The organism is Clostridium chauvoei (genome assembly GCF_002327185.1).
GTDB lineage: Bacteria > Bacillota > Clostridia > Clostridiales > Clostridiaceae > Clostridium > Clostridium chauvoei.
In genome coordinates, this window is sequence record NZ_CP018624.1 from 1,517,582 (window position 1) to 1,538,364 (window position 20,783).

Annotated in this window: 17 protein-coding genes; 5 read left to right on the top strand and 12 right to left on the bottom strand. The window is 26.3% G+C overall.

The window, feature by feature from the left end; genetic code table 11:
* Positions 1-2: 2 nt before the first annotated feature.
* From BTM21_RS07160 to BTM21_RS07185, 6 genes are all read right to left on the bottom strand, one after another.
* Positions 3-1,736: a hypothetical protein gene (locus BTM21_RS07160; protein WP_021875386.1), complete on the bottom strand. Its 1,734-nt coding sequence runs from the start codon at positions 1,734-1,736 to the stop codon at positions 3-5.
* A 15-nt stretch (positions 1,737-1,751) separates the two neighbouring features.
* Positions 1,752-2,444 carry a CRISPR-associated endoribonuclease Cas6 gene (cas6, locus tag BTM21_RS07165; RefSeq protein ID WP_079481274.1) on the bottom strand — a complete coding sequence of 231 codons (693 nt, stop codon included), beginning with the start codon at positions 2,442-2,444 and terminating at the stop codon, positions 1,752-1,754.
* Between the two features lie 44 nt (positions 2,445-2,488).
* Positions 2,489-2,689 (bottom strand): HTH domain-containing protein, encoded by a 201-nt coding sequence (locus BTM21_RS07170; RefSeq protein ID WP_021875384.1) that lies wholly within the window; start codon positions 2,687-2,689, stop codon positions 2,489-2,491.
* A gap of 264 nt (positions 2,690-2,953) precedes the next feature.
* On the bottom strand, positions 2,954-4,174 hold the full coding sequence (pepT, locus tag BTM21_RS07175; protein WP_021875383.1) for a peptidase T: 1,221 nt from the start codon (positions 4,172-4,174) through the stop codon (positions 2,954-2,956).
* A gap of 107 nt (positions 4,175-4,281) precedes the next feature.
* Positions 4,282-4,995, bottom strand: coding sequence for a polysaccharide deacetylase family protein (locus tag BTM21_RS07180; protein WP_096145392.1), 714 nt, complete (start codon positions 4,993-4,995; stop codon positions 4,282-4,284).
* Positions 4,996-5,081: 86 nt separating this feature from the next.
* The gene (locus BTM21_RS07185; RefSeq protein ID WP_096145393.1) at positions 5,082-5,303 is read right to left on the bottom strand and encodes a hypothetical protein; all 222 of its coding nucleotides are present in this window, start codon (positions 5,301-5,303) and stop codon (positions 5,082-5,084) included.
* A 174-nt stretch (positions 5,304-5,477) separates the two neighbouring features.
* Between BTM21_RS07185 and BTM21_RS07190 the strand changes: the two genes are divergently transcribed.
* From BTM21_RS07190 to BTM21_RS07205, 3 genes are all read left to right on the top strand, one after another.
* Positions 5,478-6,140: a response regulator transcription factor gene (locus BTM21_RS07190; protein ID WP_021875381.1), complete on the top strand. Its 663-nt coding sequence runs from the start codon at positions 5,478-5,480 to the stop codon at positions 6,138-6,140.
* 696 nt (positions 6,141-6,836) lie between these two features.
* Positions 6,837-7,559 (top strand): sensor histidine kinase, encoded by a 723-nt coding sequence (locus BTM21_RS07200; RefSeq protein WP_096145395.1) that lies wholly within the window; start codon positions 6,837-6,839, stop codon positions 7,557-7,559.
* A 152-nt stretch (positions 7,560-7,711) separates the two neighbouring features.
* Complete coding sequence (locus tag BTM21_RS07205) at positions 7,712-8,179, top strand: hypothetical protein (protein WP_021875379.1); 468 nt, start codon at positions 7,712-7,714, stop codon at positions 8,177-8,179.
* Positions 8,180-8,334: 155 nt separating this feature from the next.
* On the opposite strand, the gene BTM21_RS13685 is transcribed toward BTM21_RS07205, so the two are convergent.
* Positions 8,335-8,499 carry a hypothetical protein gene (locus BTM21_RS13685; protein ID WP_161493088.1) on the bottom strand — a complete coding sequence of 55 codons (165 nt, stop codon included), beginning with the start codon at positions 8,497-8,499 and terminating at the stop codon, positions 8,335-8,337.
* Between the two features lie 362 nt (positions 8,500-8,861).
* Between BTM21_RS13685 and BTM21_RS07210 the strand changes: the two genes are divergently transcribed.
* Positions 8,862-9,413 carry a hypothetical protein gene (locus BTM21_RS07210; RefSeq protein WP_021875377.1) on the top strand — a complete coding sequence of 184 codons (552 nt, stop codon included), beginning with the start codon at positions 8,862-8,864 and terminating at the stop codon, positions 9,411-9,413.
* 121 nt (positions 9,414-9,534) lie between these two features.
* Here BTM21_RS07210 and BTM21_RS14085 read toward each other — a convergent pair whose 3' ends face one another.
* A complete protein-coding gene (locus BTM21_RS14085; RefSeq protein WP_259678978.1) occupies positions 9,535-9,660 on the bottom strand; it encodes a hypothetical protein in 126 nt (41 codons plus the stop codon).
* 2 nt (positions 9,661-9,662) lie between these two features.
* Positions 9,663-10,433 carry a DUF2087 domain-containing protein gene (locus BTM21_RS07215; protein WP_021875375.1) on the bottom strand — a complete coding sequence of 257 codons (771 nt, stop codon included), beginning with the start codon at positions 10,431-10,433 and terminating at the stop codon, positions 9,663-9,665.
* 178 nt (positions 10,434-10,611) lie between these two features.
* Here BTM21_RS07215 and BTM21_RS07220 point away from each other — a divergent pair, with 178 nt between their 5' ends.
* The gene (locus BTM21_RS07220) at positions 10,612-11,826 is read left to right on the top strand and encodes a DDE-type integrase/transposase/recombinase (RefSeq protein WP_079481077.1); all 1,215 of its coding nucleotides are present in this window, start codon (positions 10,612-10,614) and stop codon (positions 11,824-11,826) included.
* 329 nt (positions 11,827-12,155) lie between these two features.
* Here the strand turns inward: BTM21_RS07220 and BTM21_RS07225 are convergent, their stop codons facing one another.
* The 3 genes from BTM21_RS07225 to purD all read right to left on the bottom strand — a co-directional run bounded on the left by BTM21_RS07225 (position 12,156) and on the right by purD (position 20,756).
* Entirely contained in the window at positions 12,156-15,104 is a 2,949-nt protein-coding gene (locus tag BTM21_RS07225) for a collagenase (protein WP_021875374.1), read from the bottom strand.
* 267 nt (positions 15,105-15,371) lie between these two features.
* Positions 15,372-19,271, bottom strand: a complete 3,900-nt coding sequence (locus BTM21_RS07230) for a sialidase domain-containing protein (protein ID WP_079481270.1) — start codon at positions 19,269-19,271, stop codon at positions 15,372-15,374.
* A gap of 237 nt (positions 19,272-19,508) precedes the next feature.
* Complete coding sequence (purD, locus tag BTM21_RS07235; RefSeq protein ID WP_021875372.1) at positions 19,509-20,756, bottom strand: phosphoribosylamine--glycine ligase; 1,248 nt, start codon at positions 20,754-20,756, stop codon at positions 19,509-19,511.
* Between the last annotated feature and the right edge of the window lie 27 nt (positions 20,757-20,783).

Here is a 20,783-nt window from a genome sequence, read left to right on the forward strand (position 1 = left end):
TATTAATCCTCCTTCTTTTCAAAAAGCAAACTACTACTTAAATATCCTGCAATTATTAAATCTTCATTTATTTTACCTTCAACTTGATATGCTAATACCATATAATACATGTTTTTAAATTTTATAAAAGAACTATTAATATCATAATTATATTTCTTATATAAAGATTTTAACTTTTCTTTTATTATATTATCTTTTTTAGCATTAATAATTGGATTAGCAAGAGATAACGGTTTATTTTTCCCCTTACTTCTAGTAATAAAGAAATTTGCCAATTGTCCTATTGCAAAAAAATATTCATTGTCATTTGATATACTACTATCTCTAACTTCTATTTTTTCTCTTAAATCATTCTTTACCTTTGACAATATATCTGCCATTTTTTCTTCTCCTCCTTCAAAATATAACTTTAAAGAATATCTTAAATTAAATTGATTCATAGCCTTTATAGAATATCCACTTTCTATTGATGATTTCATTAAATCTCTAGATACTTTATTTAATAAAGGCCAAATATTATAATCATTCCCTTTATAAAACCAATCAAATAACTTTGCTCTTGATAATAATATACTTCTTTTTAATACATTCTCTTTTATAGATATATCTTCTGAAAAATAATTTGTCTTTAAATAATTATTAAATATTATACTATTTATTAATTCTTGCATTTCCTTTCTAGTATCTATAAACCCATATTCCCAATTTATTTTTTTATTTAAATAAAGTGTTTCATAATTAATGCCTAAAACATTAATAAATTCAAATGGATTTATTAGCATAGGGTTATACTTTGAAATAACATCAAAATTATGAATTTCAGCTTCTTTTCCCTTTTTAAGCCTTATATAATATCCATTAAAATCCCTATTTAGTGTCTCATTATCTTTTAATGGAATAACCTCATCCCCTATATAAATATTATAGAAACCTTGAGCCGATTGATTTAATAGATAATCAAAAACTTTTTTTTGAAATAATGCTTCCTCTTGTGTTATTAAATGTGGAATTTTCACCTTTCTAGTTTTATTTTCTAAATAAGGTTTCTTTGAATTTAGTCCCATATTATCATTAGGAAGTCCTAATATTTCGTTGTCTACTTTAATATTAAAATCATTATTATTATATATGTTAGGTATTAAATAACGCTTGCTTTCTTTTATAAAGTCATCTTCATCATATATAAAAAATATTTTTAAATAATCTTTTTTTTCTATATCTTCTTCCACTTTATATATATTTTCTTTAATCCATTCTTTAATTTTAAATATTCTATCCTTATTTACTTCTCCCAATTCTCTTTCAATTTCTATATATAACTCTTTAGCTTTACTTTTCTTTTCATATTTACTTATGGGATTAAGTAAAACATTATAATAATTTTCTATAATCTCATTAGTTAACTTTCCATTTTTCAAACTTTCTTTTTTTACAAAAAAGCTTAAATAGTTATTACTATGAATTATTTTTTTAGAATCTATAGGCTTATTCATATCAGTTAATTTACTATAGTAATCGGCTTTAGCTAATAAGCTAAAATTATTTATCGTTCTATCAACATCTTTTGTTTTCTTATTTAATTTTATTTCTTCTTTTTGTATAACTTTTAAATTATTATGTTCATCTTCCTTTAAAAAAATATATGTTCCATCAGTTGGTACATAACTTCCTAAAATAGCCTCATCTAAATTATCCTTAAAAACTCTTTTAAAGCTATCTATAATTTCAGATAACAAAAAATTCCCTCCTTTCTATAACCATCTATAGTTTACATAACCATATCCTCTGGCATTTATTTCTCCTAGTCCACTTCCAATAGCTAAATTAGCTATTTTTTGTGATAGTTCGTCATCAGCTATTTTTAATGATATTTTATCGCCAAGCAAGGTTTTTCCTTTAAATTTAATTGCTATTGGTTTTTTATTCTTTAATTCTAAAGCTACAAATAAAGGAAACTTCTCATCTATTTTTTCACCAGTAATTTGATTGTATTTTTTAATTAAGTTTTCTTTTATCCTTCTTTCGAAATCTTCTAAAGATATCAAGCCTTTCCAATATCCATTATCAGTTTTTATAACTAATGGAGTAATTGAAAATATTTTATCTATATGTTTTATTGGTATCTTTCTAATATCTACCTTTAAAATTTTAATTGAATTTGAAAAAGCATTTTTTAAGTTAATACTTAAATATTCTGCTAACTCTATATTATTCGTTCTAATTTGAAATGAATATATATTGTCTTCTTTATAAACTTTGTCTCTCTCCAATGGATATAGAGAATTGAAACAATAATTTTTAAAATAGTTCTCTTTATGAAAATTTAAATAATCACAGTTTTCAGCTAATACTCTATCGAGTATAGCTGAAATTTCTTGTTGACAATCCTCTTGTAAAATATCTTTTGTCAAATAAACTTTAACAGTTATTTCAAAATTATTCAAAAAACACACCTCCTAATGATAATTTTACCATATAATCTTTAATATTACATATAATAAAATTTTTTTAATATATATCCTCCATATGGACCTCTTGTAGATTCTATTTCAACACCAAAATCTTTAAAACTATTTATATATCTTCTTATAGTTGATGATGGTATTTCACTTTTATATGATAATTCCTCTAAAGTATGAATCTTCTTATCTGATAAAATTCTTAATATAATTAGTACTCTTCCTGTCATGTTCATATCTCCTTATAATATTTACTTATTGATTTAGTTTTTTTCTTAAACTAAATTATCTAATATATAATACATTTATATATTAGATAATTTACATCTCATGTTATGGTTAATAGCTAAACAAAATAATATTTGCTTATATTTAAATACATCTACTGTTAAAGTTAATATTTATAATTTAATTATACCCTTAATTAAGCTCAATTATTATATATAAATGAAAAAACTTCTAAATTTAATTTTAATTTAGAAGTTTTTTTATCTTTATCTTTCTGAATAAATTCTAATAATATTTAAAATTACATCTACAGCCTTCTCCATTGATTCTACTGGTACATATTCATACTTACCATGAAAATTTTCTCCACCTGCAAATAGGTTTGGTGTTGGTAGTCCCATATATGAAAGTCTTGCTCCATCTGTACCACCTCTAATTGGTTTAACTTTTGGAGCTACTCCTGCTTCTTCCATTGCTTTTTTGGCTGTTTCAACTATATGCATTATTGGTTCTATTTTTTCTTTCATATTTCTATATTGTTCTTTTATATTTACTTTTACTACGCCTTCACCATAAACTTCATTTAGTTCTTTTTCTATTGCTTTAAATTTTTCTTTTCTATCTTCAAAGCCATCTGCAAAGAAATCTCTTATTATAAAGTCTAAAGTTGTTTTTTCTATAGTTCCTTTTATATCTGTAAGGTGTGAGAAGCCTTCGTATTTTTCTGTTTTTTCTGGCACTTCATTTAGTGGTAGTTTATTTATAAATTCATGGGCTACCATAATTGAATTTATCATTTTATTTTTGGCATAGCCTGGATGAACGTTAACTCCATTAATTTCAACCTTTACTCCAGCTGCATTAAAGTTTTCAAACTCAAGCTCTCCTATTGCTCCTCCATCTAGTGTATAAGCAAAATCTGCTTTAAAGCCTTCTACATCAAAATGATCTGCTCCTTCTCCTATTTCTTCATCTGGTGTAAACCCTATTTTAATATCACCGTGCTTTATTTCTTTATTGTTTAATAAATATTCAATAGCTGTCATTATTTCTGCTATACCAGCTTTGTCATCAGCTCCTAAAAGAGTATTTCCATCTGTAGTTATAAGAGTTTTTCCTATATAGTTTTTAAGTTCTGGTGAAAATTTAGGTGATAGTGTTACTTCACTATTTAACTTTATATCTCCTCCATCATAATTTTTAACTATTTGTGGATTAACATTTGAGCCACAGTAATCTGGCGCTGTGTCCATATGTGCTATAAATCCTATTGTAGGTATGTCTTTATTACAGTTTTTTTCTACTGTTGCATATACATATCCATGTTCACTTATTTCTACTTTATCTACACCTATTTCTTTAAGTTCCTTTGCAAGAATTTCTGCTAGTTTTAATTGTCCTTTTGTACTTGGAGTTAGTCCTGTGTTTTCATCTGATTTAGTATCTATTTTTATATACTCTAAAAATCTTTCTTCTACTTTTTTCATATTTCATACTCCATTCTATATATATTTCATTAATAATATTATACATTAAAATATTTTTCTATACTATATATATAGAATTTAGTAAAATTAAGTTGTTTAAAATATATTTACTTTATAGTTCTAAATTGATAACCTTGAGATTTAAAATAATTAATTATTTCTGGTAATGCTTCTACTGTTTTTTCTTTACCATATGCATCATGCATTAAAACTATTGATTGATTAACATCTTTACTACCTTCTTTAACTTTATTAACCATCTCTTCAACTGTATAATCTTTTCCTTCAGCATCTCCATTTAATGTGTTCCAATCTATACTAAAAATACCTTCTAAATTTAACCTATCATCAAATGCTTTCAATGACGCATCTTTATAATATTTTCTGCTTATATATCCCCCTGGCATTCTTAAAACTTTCGTGTTAAAATTTTCTCCAAGGATTTTTTTGATTAACTCATTTGTTTTATTAACTTCCTCCATAAAGTAATCTATATTAATACTATTTTGTGGATATAATTTTGAAAAATTATGTGTATATGTATGATTTGCTATAGCATTTCCTTCTTTTATAATTCTCTTCAAAGTTTCTTGCGCTTTCGCTGATTCCTCTATTCTATTTCCAACTACAAAAAATGTTGCTTTAACATTATTTTCTTTTAAAATATCTAATACCTTTTCTGTATTAGGGCTTGGACCATCATCAAAAGTTAAGAAAACATATTTCTTTAATCCTGGATATGTACCATAAATCATGGATTGTACTTCACTAGCATCCATTGCATAGGTCATTCCTTCATATGTAACGTTACTATTAGGCATTATTTCACGTGGATGTGTTTTCTTTATTTCTTTTTTTTCTTTTTGCTTAAATTCTGTATCTTTTTTATCATTAAAATTTGTTGTTACTATATTATTTTTTCATTTCTATAATTACCTATATTATTTATTATTACTATTAACATAATGGTAAATAGGCTAATCATTACAAGTTTAAATATAATTTTATTCCTTAACTTTCTTATCTTTCTCTGCTTCTTTAATTTATTTATATTAGAGTGTTTAGTTTTACATTTCTTTATTTTCTCTTTATATTTTCTATTATAAGACTTTCTCTCTATGTTATTCATTATTTTCTCTCCTCATATGTTAAATAAGAATTATATTTAAATAATTCTAAAGCTTCTTTATATTAAAGATAACATAAAGTTGTAATAAAGTTGTAAATTTTTTATTTCTATTGTTAATTAAAAGTTTTTAAATTATTATAATTTATAGTGAAATTTCTATATGGAAGGTGACTTATGGCAAATATATTAATTGTAGATGATGAAAAATCAATACGTGATTTAATTGTACTTACACTAGAACTTGAAAATTATACAACTATGGAGGCTTCAAATGGAGAAATTGCTCTTAATTTAATTAATAAATTTAATTTTGACTTAATTCTTTTAGATATAATGCTTCCTAAGATGGATGGCATTAAATTATTCCAAGAAATAAAACATAAAAAAATTCCAGTAATATTTTTAACTGCTAAATGTAGTCTACAGGATAAAATTTTAGGTCTTAAATTAGGAGCTGAAGATTATATAACAAAACCCTTTGAACCACTAGAACTTTTAGCAAGAATAGAAGTTATTTTAAGGCGAAAAAACAATTATTATTCTGATAATAATATACTAAAATTTAAGAATATAACTATTTTAACTAATGAAAGAATTGTTAAAAATAATGATAATGAAGTTTCTTTAACTGTTAAAGAATATAATCTACTTGTAGAATTTATTAAGAATACCAATATAGTTCTTAGTAGAGAATGTTTGCTAGACAAAGTATGGGGGTACGATTTTTATGGAGAAACTAGAACTGTAGATATGCATGTAAAACAGTTACGTGAAAAGCTTAATTTAAAAAACAATCTTATAACTGTTTATAAAATAGGTTATAAACTAAAGGAGTAGCTTTATGAAATTAAAAAATAAGTTATTTATAAATTTTGGTATTCTTTTTTTCTTACTTTAAATATTTTAGGCTGTTTTTTAATTAAATCAACATTTAATACTTCTATAAAGAAAGCTATTGATGAAAGTTTTAGAGAGTATGCTGTAATATATTCAAACATTAAAAGTGGTGAAAATTTAAATAATTTATTTTTAACAACTGAAGAAATTATATCTATTAAAAGCGAGAATTATTTAAGCATTATACAAAATCCATCTATTAATTTAGAGTTTAGAACTAAAGATAACAATATAATTTATTCTTCTAATTCTAGTAAATTTAATTTACCAAATGAATTATTTTCTTTCGATAATAAAAAAGCTAATTATATTATATCAAATTTAAATAATACTAGTAATTTAATTATAAGTAAAGAAATTTCATTTAATAACCAAGATTTTAGTTTTACCTATATAAATAATATAGATTCTTTATATACTACACAAAATAATAATATTATTATTTTATTAGAATTAAATTTTCTTTTTATTTTAGTATTTTTATTTATAATATATTTAATTTCCTTTGATATAACTAAACCTTTATCTATTCTGAGTGATAATATAGATGAAATAATAAGAGGAAACTTCAACAAGAAACTTTCATATTCTAGTAACATTGAAGAACTTAATACTATTTCTACTAATTTTAATATAATGAGTGAAGAAATTAAAAATAAAATATTATTATTAAGTAGAGAAAATTTATCAAAACAGCGTTTTATTAATAATCTTACTCATGAAATTAAAACTCCATTAACATCTATTATAGGATATTCTAGTCTCATGGTTAATAAAAAAATTAATGATATTGACTTAATACATAAATCTTTTGAAACAATTTATAATGATGGAAAAAGAATAGAGTCTTTAACAACAAATTTAATAAAGCTTATAACACTTGATAAAATAAATCTAGATATAGAAGATGTATCTATAATTTCTGTGTTAGAAGATATTAAAAATACTATTAAAATCAAACTTATAGAAAATAATATAAATCTTTCTATACATGGATTTGATTTTGTATTAAAAACAGATAGGTATTTACTAACTACCTTATTATCTAATTTTATAGATAACTCAATTAAAGCATTATCTAATAATAGTGTTTTAGAAAAAAATATTATTATCGTTCTTAATAAAAATTCTTTAGTAATAAAAGATTCTGGTATAGGTATTCCCAAAGAAGACTTGGACAAAATATTCGAACCTTTCTATATGGTTAATAAATCTAGAGTACATTCTATTGGAGGGTTTGGTTTAGGACTTACAATTTGTTTAAAGATTATTGAAATATTAGATATTAAATTTTATATTTCTAGCACTCCAAATAAAGGTACTACTATAAAATTACATTTTAAAGGAGATTTTATATGAAAGTTTTAAAGTATTCTATTAGTTTATTTTTTATTTGCTTAATATTATTACTCTTTTATAACTATTCTCCCATAAAAACTGACGTTATTTATACAAAAGAAATTACCGCCCCTAATTATACTTCTAATACCAAATTAACAGAGATCAGTAAATTGAAACTTATAAATAAATCACATGAACTATTAACTATACTCTTTGGTAGTGATTTTAATATATCCGATTATATACCTGACGTTAACTTTTATACAATATCAAATAAAGATAATCTAGCTGATATATCCTTTATAAAAAAAGATAATTCCTCATTACGCTATGTAGTTTCTTTTAATATAAAAACATCTTGTCCTTATTATATTGACTGTTATAATTTTAAGGATACAAATTATGAAAATATACAAGAATTATCTTCTGATGAATTAAAATCTTCTGCCTTAGATTATTTCGATAAAATACCTATAAATAATAAAATTTATTTTAAATTTTCTAATTCCTATATTGGAGATAATTATACAGCTTATTTTAAAGATGATTCATCAAAAACTTCACTTTCAATTACATTAAATAAATTTAATGGTAAATTTATTTCATATTATTTAAACTATAATTTAACATATCCTTGATAAAATTCTATAAATTTATTTACTTATAACTCATTCTAAGAAACTAAAATAAATCAGCAACAACATAAATTTGCTGATTTATTATTTTAATTATTAAATATTAATATAATTCTATTTTTTCGGGCCAAGGCTCATTAGTGCATATACTCCAAGTTTTATCTATATATTGATGTGTATAATGTTGCTGCACTTGCTCCAAAACCTAAATATGAATCTCTAGTTATTGATGAATATTTAGGAATATCCTTTTCACCAAAGGTCCATAATGAAGTCCTCTTAAGTTTTAATTCTCTACTTATATCCTCTAACACCTTTAACAACTTCTTTTTCTCATTACTTTTTGTAGGTTCACTTCTATTATTAGCATAAGAGAAATCTATAAAAGGATATGTTGATACTTGAGTTGCTCCAGCTTGAAAAGCAAGTTTAAAATCTTCTATTAAATTCTCTCTAGTTTGTCCTTTTATTCCAAATATTAAATCTACATCTATAACCTTTTTATATACTTATTAAATATTAAAAACACTATAATTATTACTATTTATACTTAATTATACATTAAATGTATAAAAAGTTTTTACATAATTATTAATTTAAGAACATTTTATTTTACATATCATATTATATTGTATAACTAAAAAATAATATTTAAACGTCAGATAAAATTAAGGAGGATTTTTTTATGAACTTTGATAACTATTGTAATCATGATCATCATCACCACAAGGATTGTCCTGGATATTTCGTTCCACCTAAAATTCAAATTCCTAGACCTGTAGGACCTCAAGGGCCTCAAGGACCTCAGGGACCTCAAGGTGATCCTGGAACACCTGGCATACCTGGTGGTTTATTAGGTTATGTAGATTTCTATAATACTACAGAACAAAAAGATATTGCTCCAAATGGATTTATTAAGTTTGATAAGACAGCTGTTTCTGGTGGAAATACTATTAAAGCTAATTCTGCTAATGATACTTTTGATTTACAAAAAAAAGCAAAATATTTAGTTTTATTTCAAATTAGTGCTAAAGGTAGTCCTAAAATAGGCTTATCTTTAAACGGTACACTTATAACCTATTCAGTTGTTTCAAATGCTGGTAACTCTGATACAATTGGATTTTCTATGATAGAAACTACAGATACTAAATATCAATTATCTGTTCAAAATGCTGATACTAATAAATTAAGCGTTAATGCAGATCCTTCTCATCTTATTATATTACAACTAGCTTAAATTTTTAAATTATAATAAAAATAACTATTATTTAATACTCTTAAAAGCATTAAATAATTTAAAATAAATTAAACCTCTAATTACTTAAAATACCCTAAGTAATTAGAGGTTGTTATTTTACCTAATATATAATATCATTATCTTTTTTCACCATAAAAAAATAATTTTTATCATTTGCTTTATTTATATATTCTTCTATATCACTTAAATAACAAAAGGTTCCATGAGGCATGTCACATTTCACCATTTTTATTCCTTTACCCAATAGCTACTACAGTCATTAGCTCTCTCAATAAAACCATACTCTACTAATGCTCTTCTTAAGGTAACATAGTCTTCATATATTCTTTTTAAAATCCTATTAACTTCCTTTTCAGAATACTTCTTACCTTTCGAAAAATTTTTAGATATTTCTGCTAGTACAATTATCTTTTTCTTTTCCTTTGCTGGATAACTCTTTAAAGCTCCTGTATCATCCATATAAATTTTAATAACTAATTCCATTTCTTTATCTGTTGTATTGTATCTATCATCTATAGTAGTTGCTGTTTTATGTGCGTCATTTAATGTCTCTTTTTCTAATTTATTTATTTTTTTATTTGTATTTGTTGAAAGTAATTCCATCATAGCTAAAAATAATTTTGCTTGTTTTTCTTTTTCTCTTAGCTTATAACGATGATTTCTAATAGTTGACTGTGCAACCCCTAATTTTAACGCTACCTCTTTATCAGATAATCCGCTAGCTATTAATTGTAATAAACTTCTTTGAGCTTCTGATATACCTGTAAAACTATTATTCATTCCTAATAAATACTCAAGAGTTGAACCATGTTTTTCTTCTATATGAAGTTCTATTGTTTTCTTAGCATCATAAAGCTTTGAATCTATTTCATATATTCTCCCCTTTGTAAAAATTTCATCACAAATTATACACTTATAACTATCATCCTTTTCTATATATCCTTTTTTTACCTCTTCAATAGTTGCTTCCCAAAATACTTCTTTATTTTCTTTACTCATTTTTATTACCCCTTTATAAAATTGTTAGTGTAAAGTTTTTTACCCTACTTTTCTTTTTAAATCTTTATATATCAAGGTTTCGCCAGTTTTTTTGTATAAAAAAATAACGACCCCCTAATTTCATGTTAAAATTGAATCTCTCACCAAACAAAATCACACATGAAAGGATATCGTTATTATAGATTCAATTATAACTTATTTAATTACTTATAATCAATATTTAATTGCCATTATCGGTCAATTACTTTTATTCATCTCACAACATATTCCACTTAACCAGATGATATTTGATGATTCTAATAGCCCAGAATACCAAAAATTCAAAGTAGATAAGCTACCCACAATTATTAGATTTGAAAAAGTAGACTATATATTACTTTTAGCTTATTACAAACATAAATATAACAAGACCGTAAAACCCGCCCAAAGACGGAACGGGAAGTCTATCCCTAAAAAAACTAAATGTCCTAAGTGTGGTGCACCACATGAATATATATACGATAACAATGGCAGTAAAGGACAGTTTCAATGTAAAGTTTGTGGTCTTACATTTAAAGAAACTAATTACACAACTAAACCAATAGTATTTATATGTCCTTATTGCGGTGCTACGCTTACGGAACAAAAGCAACGCAAGCACTTTAAAATACATAAATGTAATAATTCTAAATGCTTATACTATCAAAGAAATCTTAAGAATCTTCCAAAGAATATTGATCCTTGTGATAAATACAAGTATAAGCTTCATTACATATATCGTGAATTTAATATTAACTTCTTAAAACTAAATCCAATATCAAAACATGCTACCGGATTTAGTTTTAAGAAGTTTAGCCCGCATATAATGGGACTATGCTTGACTTATCACGTTAATTGTAAAATGTCTATTCTAGGTTATCAAGTATCTGATACAAGAGCTACTGACCCTTGTATACTAACAATGCGTATGGCTTTTGATAAGTTTAAAGACTTCTCTGGAAAAGCTTTAAACTTTGTTGCCGATGGTTACAGTTCATATCCGTTAGCGAAGCAACAATTTGAATTAGAAAAAAATAAAGAATTTAATCTAACTCAAGTTATCGGACTTACTAACGATGATCCAGTATCTGAAGAATTTCGTTGGGTTGAGCAAGTTGTAGAGCGTTTAAACCGTACCTTTAAATCTTCCTACAGGGGTACCTGTGGTTATGGAAGTGATGAAGGTGCTCTTTATGGCTTCTCCCTTTGGGTTGCTTATTACAATTTCTTACGCCCGCATCCTTACAATTACTGGCGTCCTTTAAACGAATTAAAGCAACTAGATGGTATTGACAATATGCCTGCAAAGTGGCAAATTCTTATCAGTCTCGGTCAACAAACCATATTACATATGCAAGAATCACAAACTTCTTGATAAATCATAAAATCAAATATTGATTAAGTTTTTGCCTCCGTTACCGAAGGTCTTTTTAGCATATTCAATTTTAAAATTTTCTTAGATATTGCAAAGATATTTTTAACTATTATTCCAAATTAGCTGTAAGCTATTTTTTCATACGAAACTTTACACTATCATAAAATTCAATCACTTACTTATATTTTATAGACTTTTTTATATTTTGTCTAGTATTATATAAACTTTTACTGTATAGGTTTATCGAAGTATCCATTTCTCCTTTTGTAAAATAGCTGAAAAAATAAGCACCACCTAATTAGGTGGCACTTTTTATTCAATGAAAAAATCTATTTTCTATTTATATTTAATTTATAATTTCCCTTTGAATCTTTGTTGTACTTATATACAGCTACATAATATTTACCTGGTTTTGCCATATAAGTACTTTGTAAATTCATATTTTCTCTCTTTGCATAATCTACATAATTTGTTAAATTACTTGATGAATAAAGAAGCCAATTAACATCTAAGTTCTCATTATTTTCTAGAACTATATTTAATTCTGTCTCTTTATCTAAGTTTATTTCATATATATCAATATCATCTTCTTTATCAAGACTTGCTGATATCTTTTTAATATTATCTATATTCATTGCTGTTTCGTAGGTATTATTATTTTCACTTTCTTTTATTATACCTCCATTTATATCTCCAGTAAGAGTTAAAGTATAATTTCCTTTTTCTTCTTCTTTACTATATTTATAGGCTTGTATATAGTATCTTCCTGGGTTTAAATGTGCTTTTCCTTGTAAAATCTTCTTTTCCATCTTAGGATAAGTAATAAACTCTGAACTTCCTTCTTTATATAAAATCCATGACATTCCAATTTCATTTGGGTTTTCTAGTTTTATATTAACATCTCCAGCTTCCTCTACATCAAAATAGAATTTTTCTTGATAATTTACATCTGTTATATCAGTAACTATAGCTTCACCTAAGTTGATAGTTTTATCTTTTTGCTCTACAGTACTATTTTCTTTTTCTTCTACTTTTTCTTGTTGCTTTTCTTCTTCTTTATTTTGATTTTTATCAACTGTTGATTCATCATGATTTTTAATTTCATCAGTTAAAACACCATGTATTACAACATCATACTCGTAATTTCCATCATTATTTACTCTATAATTAGTAAAGTATGCTGTAAGTGTTTTATATCCATCCCATTCTTTATTTGAAAGTTCCTTTAAAACTTCATTTAGCTTTTCATTCATTTTATTCCAATCACTTGATTCTCCATTAGATTTTTCTCCAACAAAGTTTCCTCTTAAATCAAAAGTTTTAAAGAATTGTGATGATGTTTCGTTTACTTTTATATCTTTTAAATTAGCAGTATCTTTTATTTCATCATAAACTTCTTTTGAATTTTTATAAGAATGTTCTTTTATATAATCATCTGATACTAATGGTACATTAAGTTTATCTACATTATTTAATAAATCATCCATATTATTTTGGTATCTTTTATTTAAATCAACATTACTACTAAGAGCTTTTATATAATCTTTATATCCTTGTAAATTATTTGTCTTTATATTATTAGTAATATTTTTAAACATATCTATATTATGACTATACATATAATTTGAAAAAGCAAAGCCGTAATAATAGAAACTCCAATCCCCATAACCTACATGAAGTAGTGAATTTAAATCCATTCTATCATCTTCATTATAAGCTATATTTTTCACAATAGATTTTCTTGGTTTTATTCCCTCTGTTCTAGTTGATCCTGCAAAGAATTCTGCTGTTCCTTCTTCATACCAAGTTAGTAAATTATCTTTATAGAAATCTCCTCTTCTCCACATGCCAGGAACTACATATCTTCCTTGTAAGTAATGAGTAAATTCATGACGGAATAATTCTTCTAATGTGTATATACTTTCTTGTTCTGTTCTTTCATAAGTAAAGAATGTTCCTATGTTTTCTATGTATATTCCCCCATTATCTACACTATAGCCATAAAACTTTTGGTTTAATTTATATTCCTTTGGAGAGTTATATATAACAACATTTAAAATATTATCTGGATTCCCTTGTTCTAAAGGTTTATCATTTTGAACAACTCTCATATATTGAGCTTGTACCTCTTTAGCTGCCCAATAAAGTCTTTGAATTTTTTCTTCTGAAACTTTATCTCCTGCTTTAACTATAAATTTACCATCATCAAAAGTATATGTCTTTGATAAATACTTCTTTTTACCTTCTTCTTTTATATCAGACATCTTTATAACATTACCATCAAAGTCTTCTCCTTTGAAATTAGTAATTAATGCTATTGCAGCTTCTACATATTGGTATGATAAATAAGGATATAGCTTCATTGCATCTGTTAATGCTCTTTGAGAATATCTCTTGTCACTTCTAAACTTACTAAGTCTTCCTGTGAAATATATAGCATTATTAACTATGTACTCATTATCTTCTTCTATGTTATTTCCTAATAAACATAAATTTTCTACTTCTTCTATAAAAGTATCTATATTACTGTAGAATTGTGTATTTTCTGACTTTTCATCTTTTGCTGTTGCCAATATAGTACTTGTATGATATTCTATCCCTTTCATTAATTCATATGCAGAAGTTAGTTTATAATAGTCGTTTTTATATGTATCAAAATTTTCTCTAACGTCTTTTAACACTTTAGCCGTATTATTAATTACTTCACTATCTGCTGAAGCATTTCCTATAAATGTTCCTAATGCTTTAACCACTTTATCTTGTTCAATTGTACCTAGTCCAAAATTCTTATTATTTTCTATAGCTTTCAATGCTGGTAAACATTTATTTTTATAATCTAAATCATTTAAGTAAGATAGCTCTTTATTATAAAATCCTAAATAAAATCCTGCTCTTAAAACTTCAAATAATTCAGGTATCCCCTTATTATCATCCTTTGTATATTCACGCCCACTTTCTTCTAATGCATTTATCAATGCTTGAATACGATTTCTATCATTGTAAAATTTAGATGTATCTTGATTAAAATCAAAAATTCCTTTTATATCTCCAAAGTTTGAATTTTTAATTACTGAAACTAGTTCATCATAACTTAAAGTATTTAAATAACTAATTTCATAGTTAGGTTTTTGTTGCTGACTTACAACTTCATTTAAAGTATTAATATCTGCAAATACAGGTACTGAAGTATTAGCAGTTACAAAAGCCATTAAAGCTAATGCTGCACCTCCTCTTCTTATTAGTTTTTCTCTTTTAATCTTTTGTGATTTTGGATTCATATATATCCCCCTTATAATATAAAATTTAATTTATATAAAAATAAAGATATTTTTATTTTATATTTAAGCAAATAATTGTTTTCGATATAAAATTTCCTTATTTTTATATTATACACTTATATTATATCATAATTCAGATTTTTTCAAATATATTTTTTATATTTTTTAAATATTTTTAAATTTTATATTAAACTAAATTCCACTATTAATATAAAGAGCAACTAATAAGGCTAAAAATCCTATTAGTTGCTCTTTTTCTATAATATTTTATTTTTTCTTTTTAGAAATTATAGTACCTACTGCTGTTGTAACTACTCCGAATAATCCTATTGCAGCAGCTGGAACTCCTCCTGTTCTTGGTAATGTTTTACCCTTTCCAATACTTGTATTATTCTTTCCTGATGTAGTAGTATTGTTTGATGAAGCTCCATTGCTTGATGATCCTCCACCACTTGATGAACCTCCATTTCCATTATCTTTAGCTATAAGTTTATCAACAGCTCCTCGTAACTCTTTTTCAGCCTCTTTTACTTCCCTTGCAGTAGCTTCCTCATTGTTACTTACTTCTTTAGCTTTTAACAATGCAACCTCTACAACCTTCCATGTTTTTTCGGTGTATTTACTTGAGTCACGACTTTCAGTATCTTTTATTAGTTCATTTAAAGCATCTCTATTTGGTTTTAATCTGATTTCCGCATAAGCTCTAACTAATTCCTCAAAGGTTTCTTTTACCTCTTCCTCCATAGTATTTTCATTACTTAATACTTTATTAGAATTTTCAAGTGAACCTTCTAATTTAGTCCAAGTTGATGGTATATATAGATTTTTATCTAATGCTTCTATCTTATCTATCATATTTCTAAGTTCAGTTTTATCTCCTTGCTTAAATTCAAGCATATGAATTACTTTCATTAGTTCATCAAATGCTAAATCAACTTCTTCAGTTGTAGCATTAATATTTTCATAAACTTCTTTTGCTTCTTTTAATTCTTTATGGAATTTATCAACAACTACAGGTACTACACCTTCAAGACCACCATCTTGATTTAATTTTTCAGCATAATCTATAGCTATTTTAAGATGTCTTTTTTCTATTTCTTGATTTTCCTTTTTAACTAGACTATCTATTGCACTTTCTAGTGTAGTCTTAGCATTGTTTACTTCTTCTTGGGTTGCATCTTCCTTTGCTAAAACTAATTTACCATTGTTTAAAGCATCTTCATATACCCTCCAGCTTTCTTCTGTATAATCTTCTTTATTTAAATTAGTTGTAGTATTTATTACATCTTGTAAAGCACTTTTATCTACCTCTACTACATCTTGTCCAATTTGTATAGTTAACCCTGTATCTTTATCCTCACTTATATTAGTTACTTTATCGATTATATTAACTACTTTTAATCCAGTTTTTCCTTTTAGAGTTATACCATATTTACCACCTTTTATATCTGATGGTATTGTTCCTTCAAAGGAATATTCACTACCACTTTCTTTACCAACTAAGGTTAATGTAACATCTTTCCCTCCAATATCTAAAGTTAAAGTTCTATCTCCTATAAGAGATACTGCTTGATCAAAAGTTATATTTAAATTTATTTTATCTCCTGGATTATAATTTTCACTAGTTGTTTTATACGATATTATATTAGCTGCTGGTGCATCTTGTAGCAAATCAGATTTTAAATAATCCACATTCATTCTAGTAAAGGACATTTCTTGACTTCCTGTACCCTCATAAAATAATCCAATTTCTCCATTAGGCATTTCTGATAAACAAGAATATGCATAAGTTCCTGGAGCTACTACTTTACTATATTTCCACTCAATGTCATAACGTGGTTCACCATTGTCATAATTTCCATTTTCTGTTATTAAACCTATCCTAACAGTTCCATTACTTCTATTTCCTGCATCAGGATTTGCAAATATTAATGCATCTTTTCCATCTATTTTTTGACTGTAATTAATAACACTTAGTTGACAATATGGTTCTCTTATATTTTCATCTCTTACTACATCATCATCCCAAGTAGCTCCCCCATCAAAGCTAGTAGCTATTCTTACATAACTACTATTTCCACCAGTGTTTCTCATAAACATTTTTAATTGTCCATTTGGCATTTCAACAACTTGACACTCAGTTAACTGACCTACCCCTCCACTTGTAGATGTTGTTATTGTTTCAGCATTAGCTTTTTCTCCATTACTCATTAATCTACCATCAGTAGCTGTTTCTCCCATATTCCAAGTAGCACCATTATCATCACTATATATAACTGTACTTGATTGGAAACCTGATGAATTAGTTAAATACACTGGAAATACTAATCTTCCTGCATAGTTTCCTGTTTTAATTTGATGACCTCTTCCTGGTCCTGTTCCTAAAAATCTCATCCAATCTGATTTCACTTGTTTATTTAAATCTATAGGATCACTCCAAGTTTCTCCTTCATCATCACTATAAATTAATGATAAGAAGGATGTTCCCATTACTTTTAATGGAGAATTACTTAATAAAATATTTCCTACACGTGTTTCATTTTCATAAAGTTCATTTTGCTCATCTACTTTATAGTTTGTAGCCTCCCCATTACTATCATATACAATTCCATTTTCTCTTACTGTATAAATAGAATTATTAGCTCCTAATAACTTAAGGTATCTTTGTCCTTCTATTTCAACATATCCACTTCCTGTTGTAGAATTAGGGAATCCATATCCTTCTGCAAAATGAGTAACTAATAAGAATATTCTTCCTGTTTCTTCATCTTGAATCATTGATGTATCTATTGCTGATGATGCTCCTGGATAATCAAGTATTACTTTTCCTTCATCCCAAGTTACCCCACCATCTATACTTCTCTTTATTCCTGTATCTATATTATTAGGTGAATCATGACCTCCACCTTTTCTAACATCTATAGATGCTAAAACATTTCCATTTTTAGTTGTATATAAAGCTGGAATTCTAAAATTATTACTATCTAATTCTCCTGGTGCAAATAAATCGATAGGTTCTGTTTTTAACACACCTTCTGGAAGTGGTAATTCTTTCGCTGTAGTTTCACCTGTTATTTCCTTCAAATACCTATCTGCTAATGGTTGTGAATATAACTCAAAGAAATCTATTTCTCCTGTAAAATTATATTCATTACTACCAGAAGCTCTATCTGTCTTTCCTAAACTTAAAGTATTTAACCCTTCTAATGTTGATAAGAATGTAGCAGAAGTAACAGCTTTATCTAATATCTTTTCTCCATTTAAATAAATAGAATATCCTGTATTTTTTTCTGCTCTAAATGCAAGAGTATTTATACCTGCATTTAATGCTTTATTTACAGTTCCTGTAGATAAATTTCCACTTTGCTTTCTTAACTCATACCCAATAGTTCCACCATTTAAATAAACATGAAAATGTTCATTTGCTCTAGTATTATTACTAATACTAAATAAGCTTTGTATTCCACTTCCCTTATTAATAAATCTAATAATTGCAGTTCCTTCTTCTAAAGTTTTAACTTCATCTATATTACCTTCATAGCTTCCACCATTTCCACTATTAATAACCTTATTGCTAGCTTCAACTAATTTAACTATTTCTGAATTTGATGCTTCATATACTTCTACTTCAGCTATACTTGCATACTTATTGTTAGTATCTCCTGCAGTAGATATTGCTTCAATTCTTATATTATCCGTTGATACTGGTTCATTAAAAATTACATATTTAGTACTTGCATCTGTCTTCCAAGTTCCCTCTGCCATTACTTTATCTCCCGCATAAATTTTGTATTCTTTTATCATTCCGTTATTCCCCTGTTGTCTTGGTGTTACGTGAATTGATGAAATATTCCTAGTTTTCCCAAGGTTTAATGTTAAACTTTGAGGATTACTTCCTATATCTACCCCTCCCCACGGTGTATGCCAAAGAGTTGATGTATTATTGTCTATTGCTTTATCAGCTCCTTCTCCTGGTTGTGATGAAGTAGCTGTTGCTGTTATCTCCGATTTTGGAACTAACTTTTCTGAAATAGGTTTAGACCCACGTTGCTGTTCATACTGATTAATGTATGCCCTATCATTGATATCAGCATAAATTATAGTATTCGATAAGTTTGCAATAAATAAGCTAGACATTATAATAGCCATAATCTTCTTTTTACACATTCGCTTACCACCTTTTTACATATTTTATATTCCATGTAAATTTTACCATGTAAACGATGTTAAACTAACAATAATATTGCTTTTTTTATATAGCTAAATTGCTTTTTTATGTCAAGTTATCTACATAACTATTTATAACTTCTGTATTTTTTATTTATACTCTAAAATTTCCACAAAATATTTTATTGCATCAAAAAAGAGTAGACATATAAAATCTACTCCTTCTATAAAACGCCCTTAAGCTAACCCAATATCATTTCTATAATACTTTTCTATAAATTCAACACTTTCTATGTTTTTATATGCTTCTTTTCTTGCTTCTTCTATTGTTTCACCCAAACCTATTACAGATAAAACTCTTCCTCCATTGGTTTTAAGTACTCTATCTTCTAGTTTTGCTCCAGCGATAAATACTTTATCTTTTATTTCTTCTTTTATATTTATTTCATATCCTTTTTTAAAAACTCCTGGATATCCTTTAGATGCTAATACTACATTAACACAGGTTCCAGCGTTCCATTTAACTTCTTGATTTTCTAGATTTTCATCTAATGCTGCTTCTATTAATTCTAATAAGTCACTTTCCATTAAATATAGTACTGATTGAGTTTCTGGATCTCCCATTCTAACGTTATATTCTAAAAGATAAGTTCCTTTTTTATTTATCATAAGACCAAAAAATATTATTCCTTTAAAATCAAAACCTTCTTTTTTTATTCCCTCTAAGGTTCTATTCATTATATTTTCTTCAAAATCTTTTTGAACTTCATCTGTAACATACGGATTTGGCGCTAAAACTCCCATTCCCCCTGTATTTGGACCTTTTCCTCCATCAAAGATTTGCTTATGATCTTTTGCTGATAAAAATGGTATTATTGTTTTTCCATCTGTTATTGATAATATCGAAGCCTCTACCCCTTCAAGAAATTCTTCTATTACAACTTTGTTTCCAGCTCCTGAAAATACATCATCTATCATAAAGGATTTTATAGTATCCTTTGCATCTTTTTTTGTTTCACAAATACAAACTCCCTTACCAGCTGCTAATCCATCAGCTTTAATAACTATTGGATAACTGCAATTTTCAAGGTACTTTAAAGCTTTATCTGAATCATAAAAAACTTCATACTCAGCAGTTTTAACACCGTATTTTTTCATAAAATCCTTTGAATAACTTTTACTTCCTTCAAGTTTTGCCCCGTTTTTATCTGGTCCAAAAATTCTAAGCCCTTCTTTTTTAAACAAATCAACTATTCCTTTAGTTAGAGGATCTTCAGGCCCAACAATTGTTAAATCTATATTATTTTCTTTAGCAAAAACTATTAAATCGTTTATATCTATTATATCTATATTTTCACATTTATCTAAAATTGCAGTTCCACCATTACCAGGAGAGACAAATATTTTACTAACCTTTTCACTTTTAGCTAACTTCCACGCAAGAGCATGTTCTCTTCCACCAGATCCTATTAATAATAATTTCATAACAAACCTCCAAAGTTTAACTTTTTA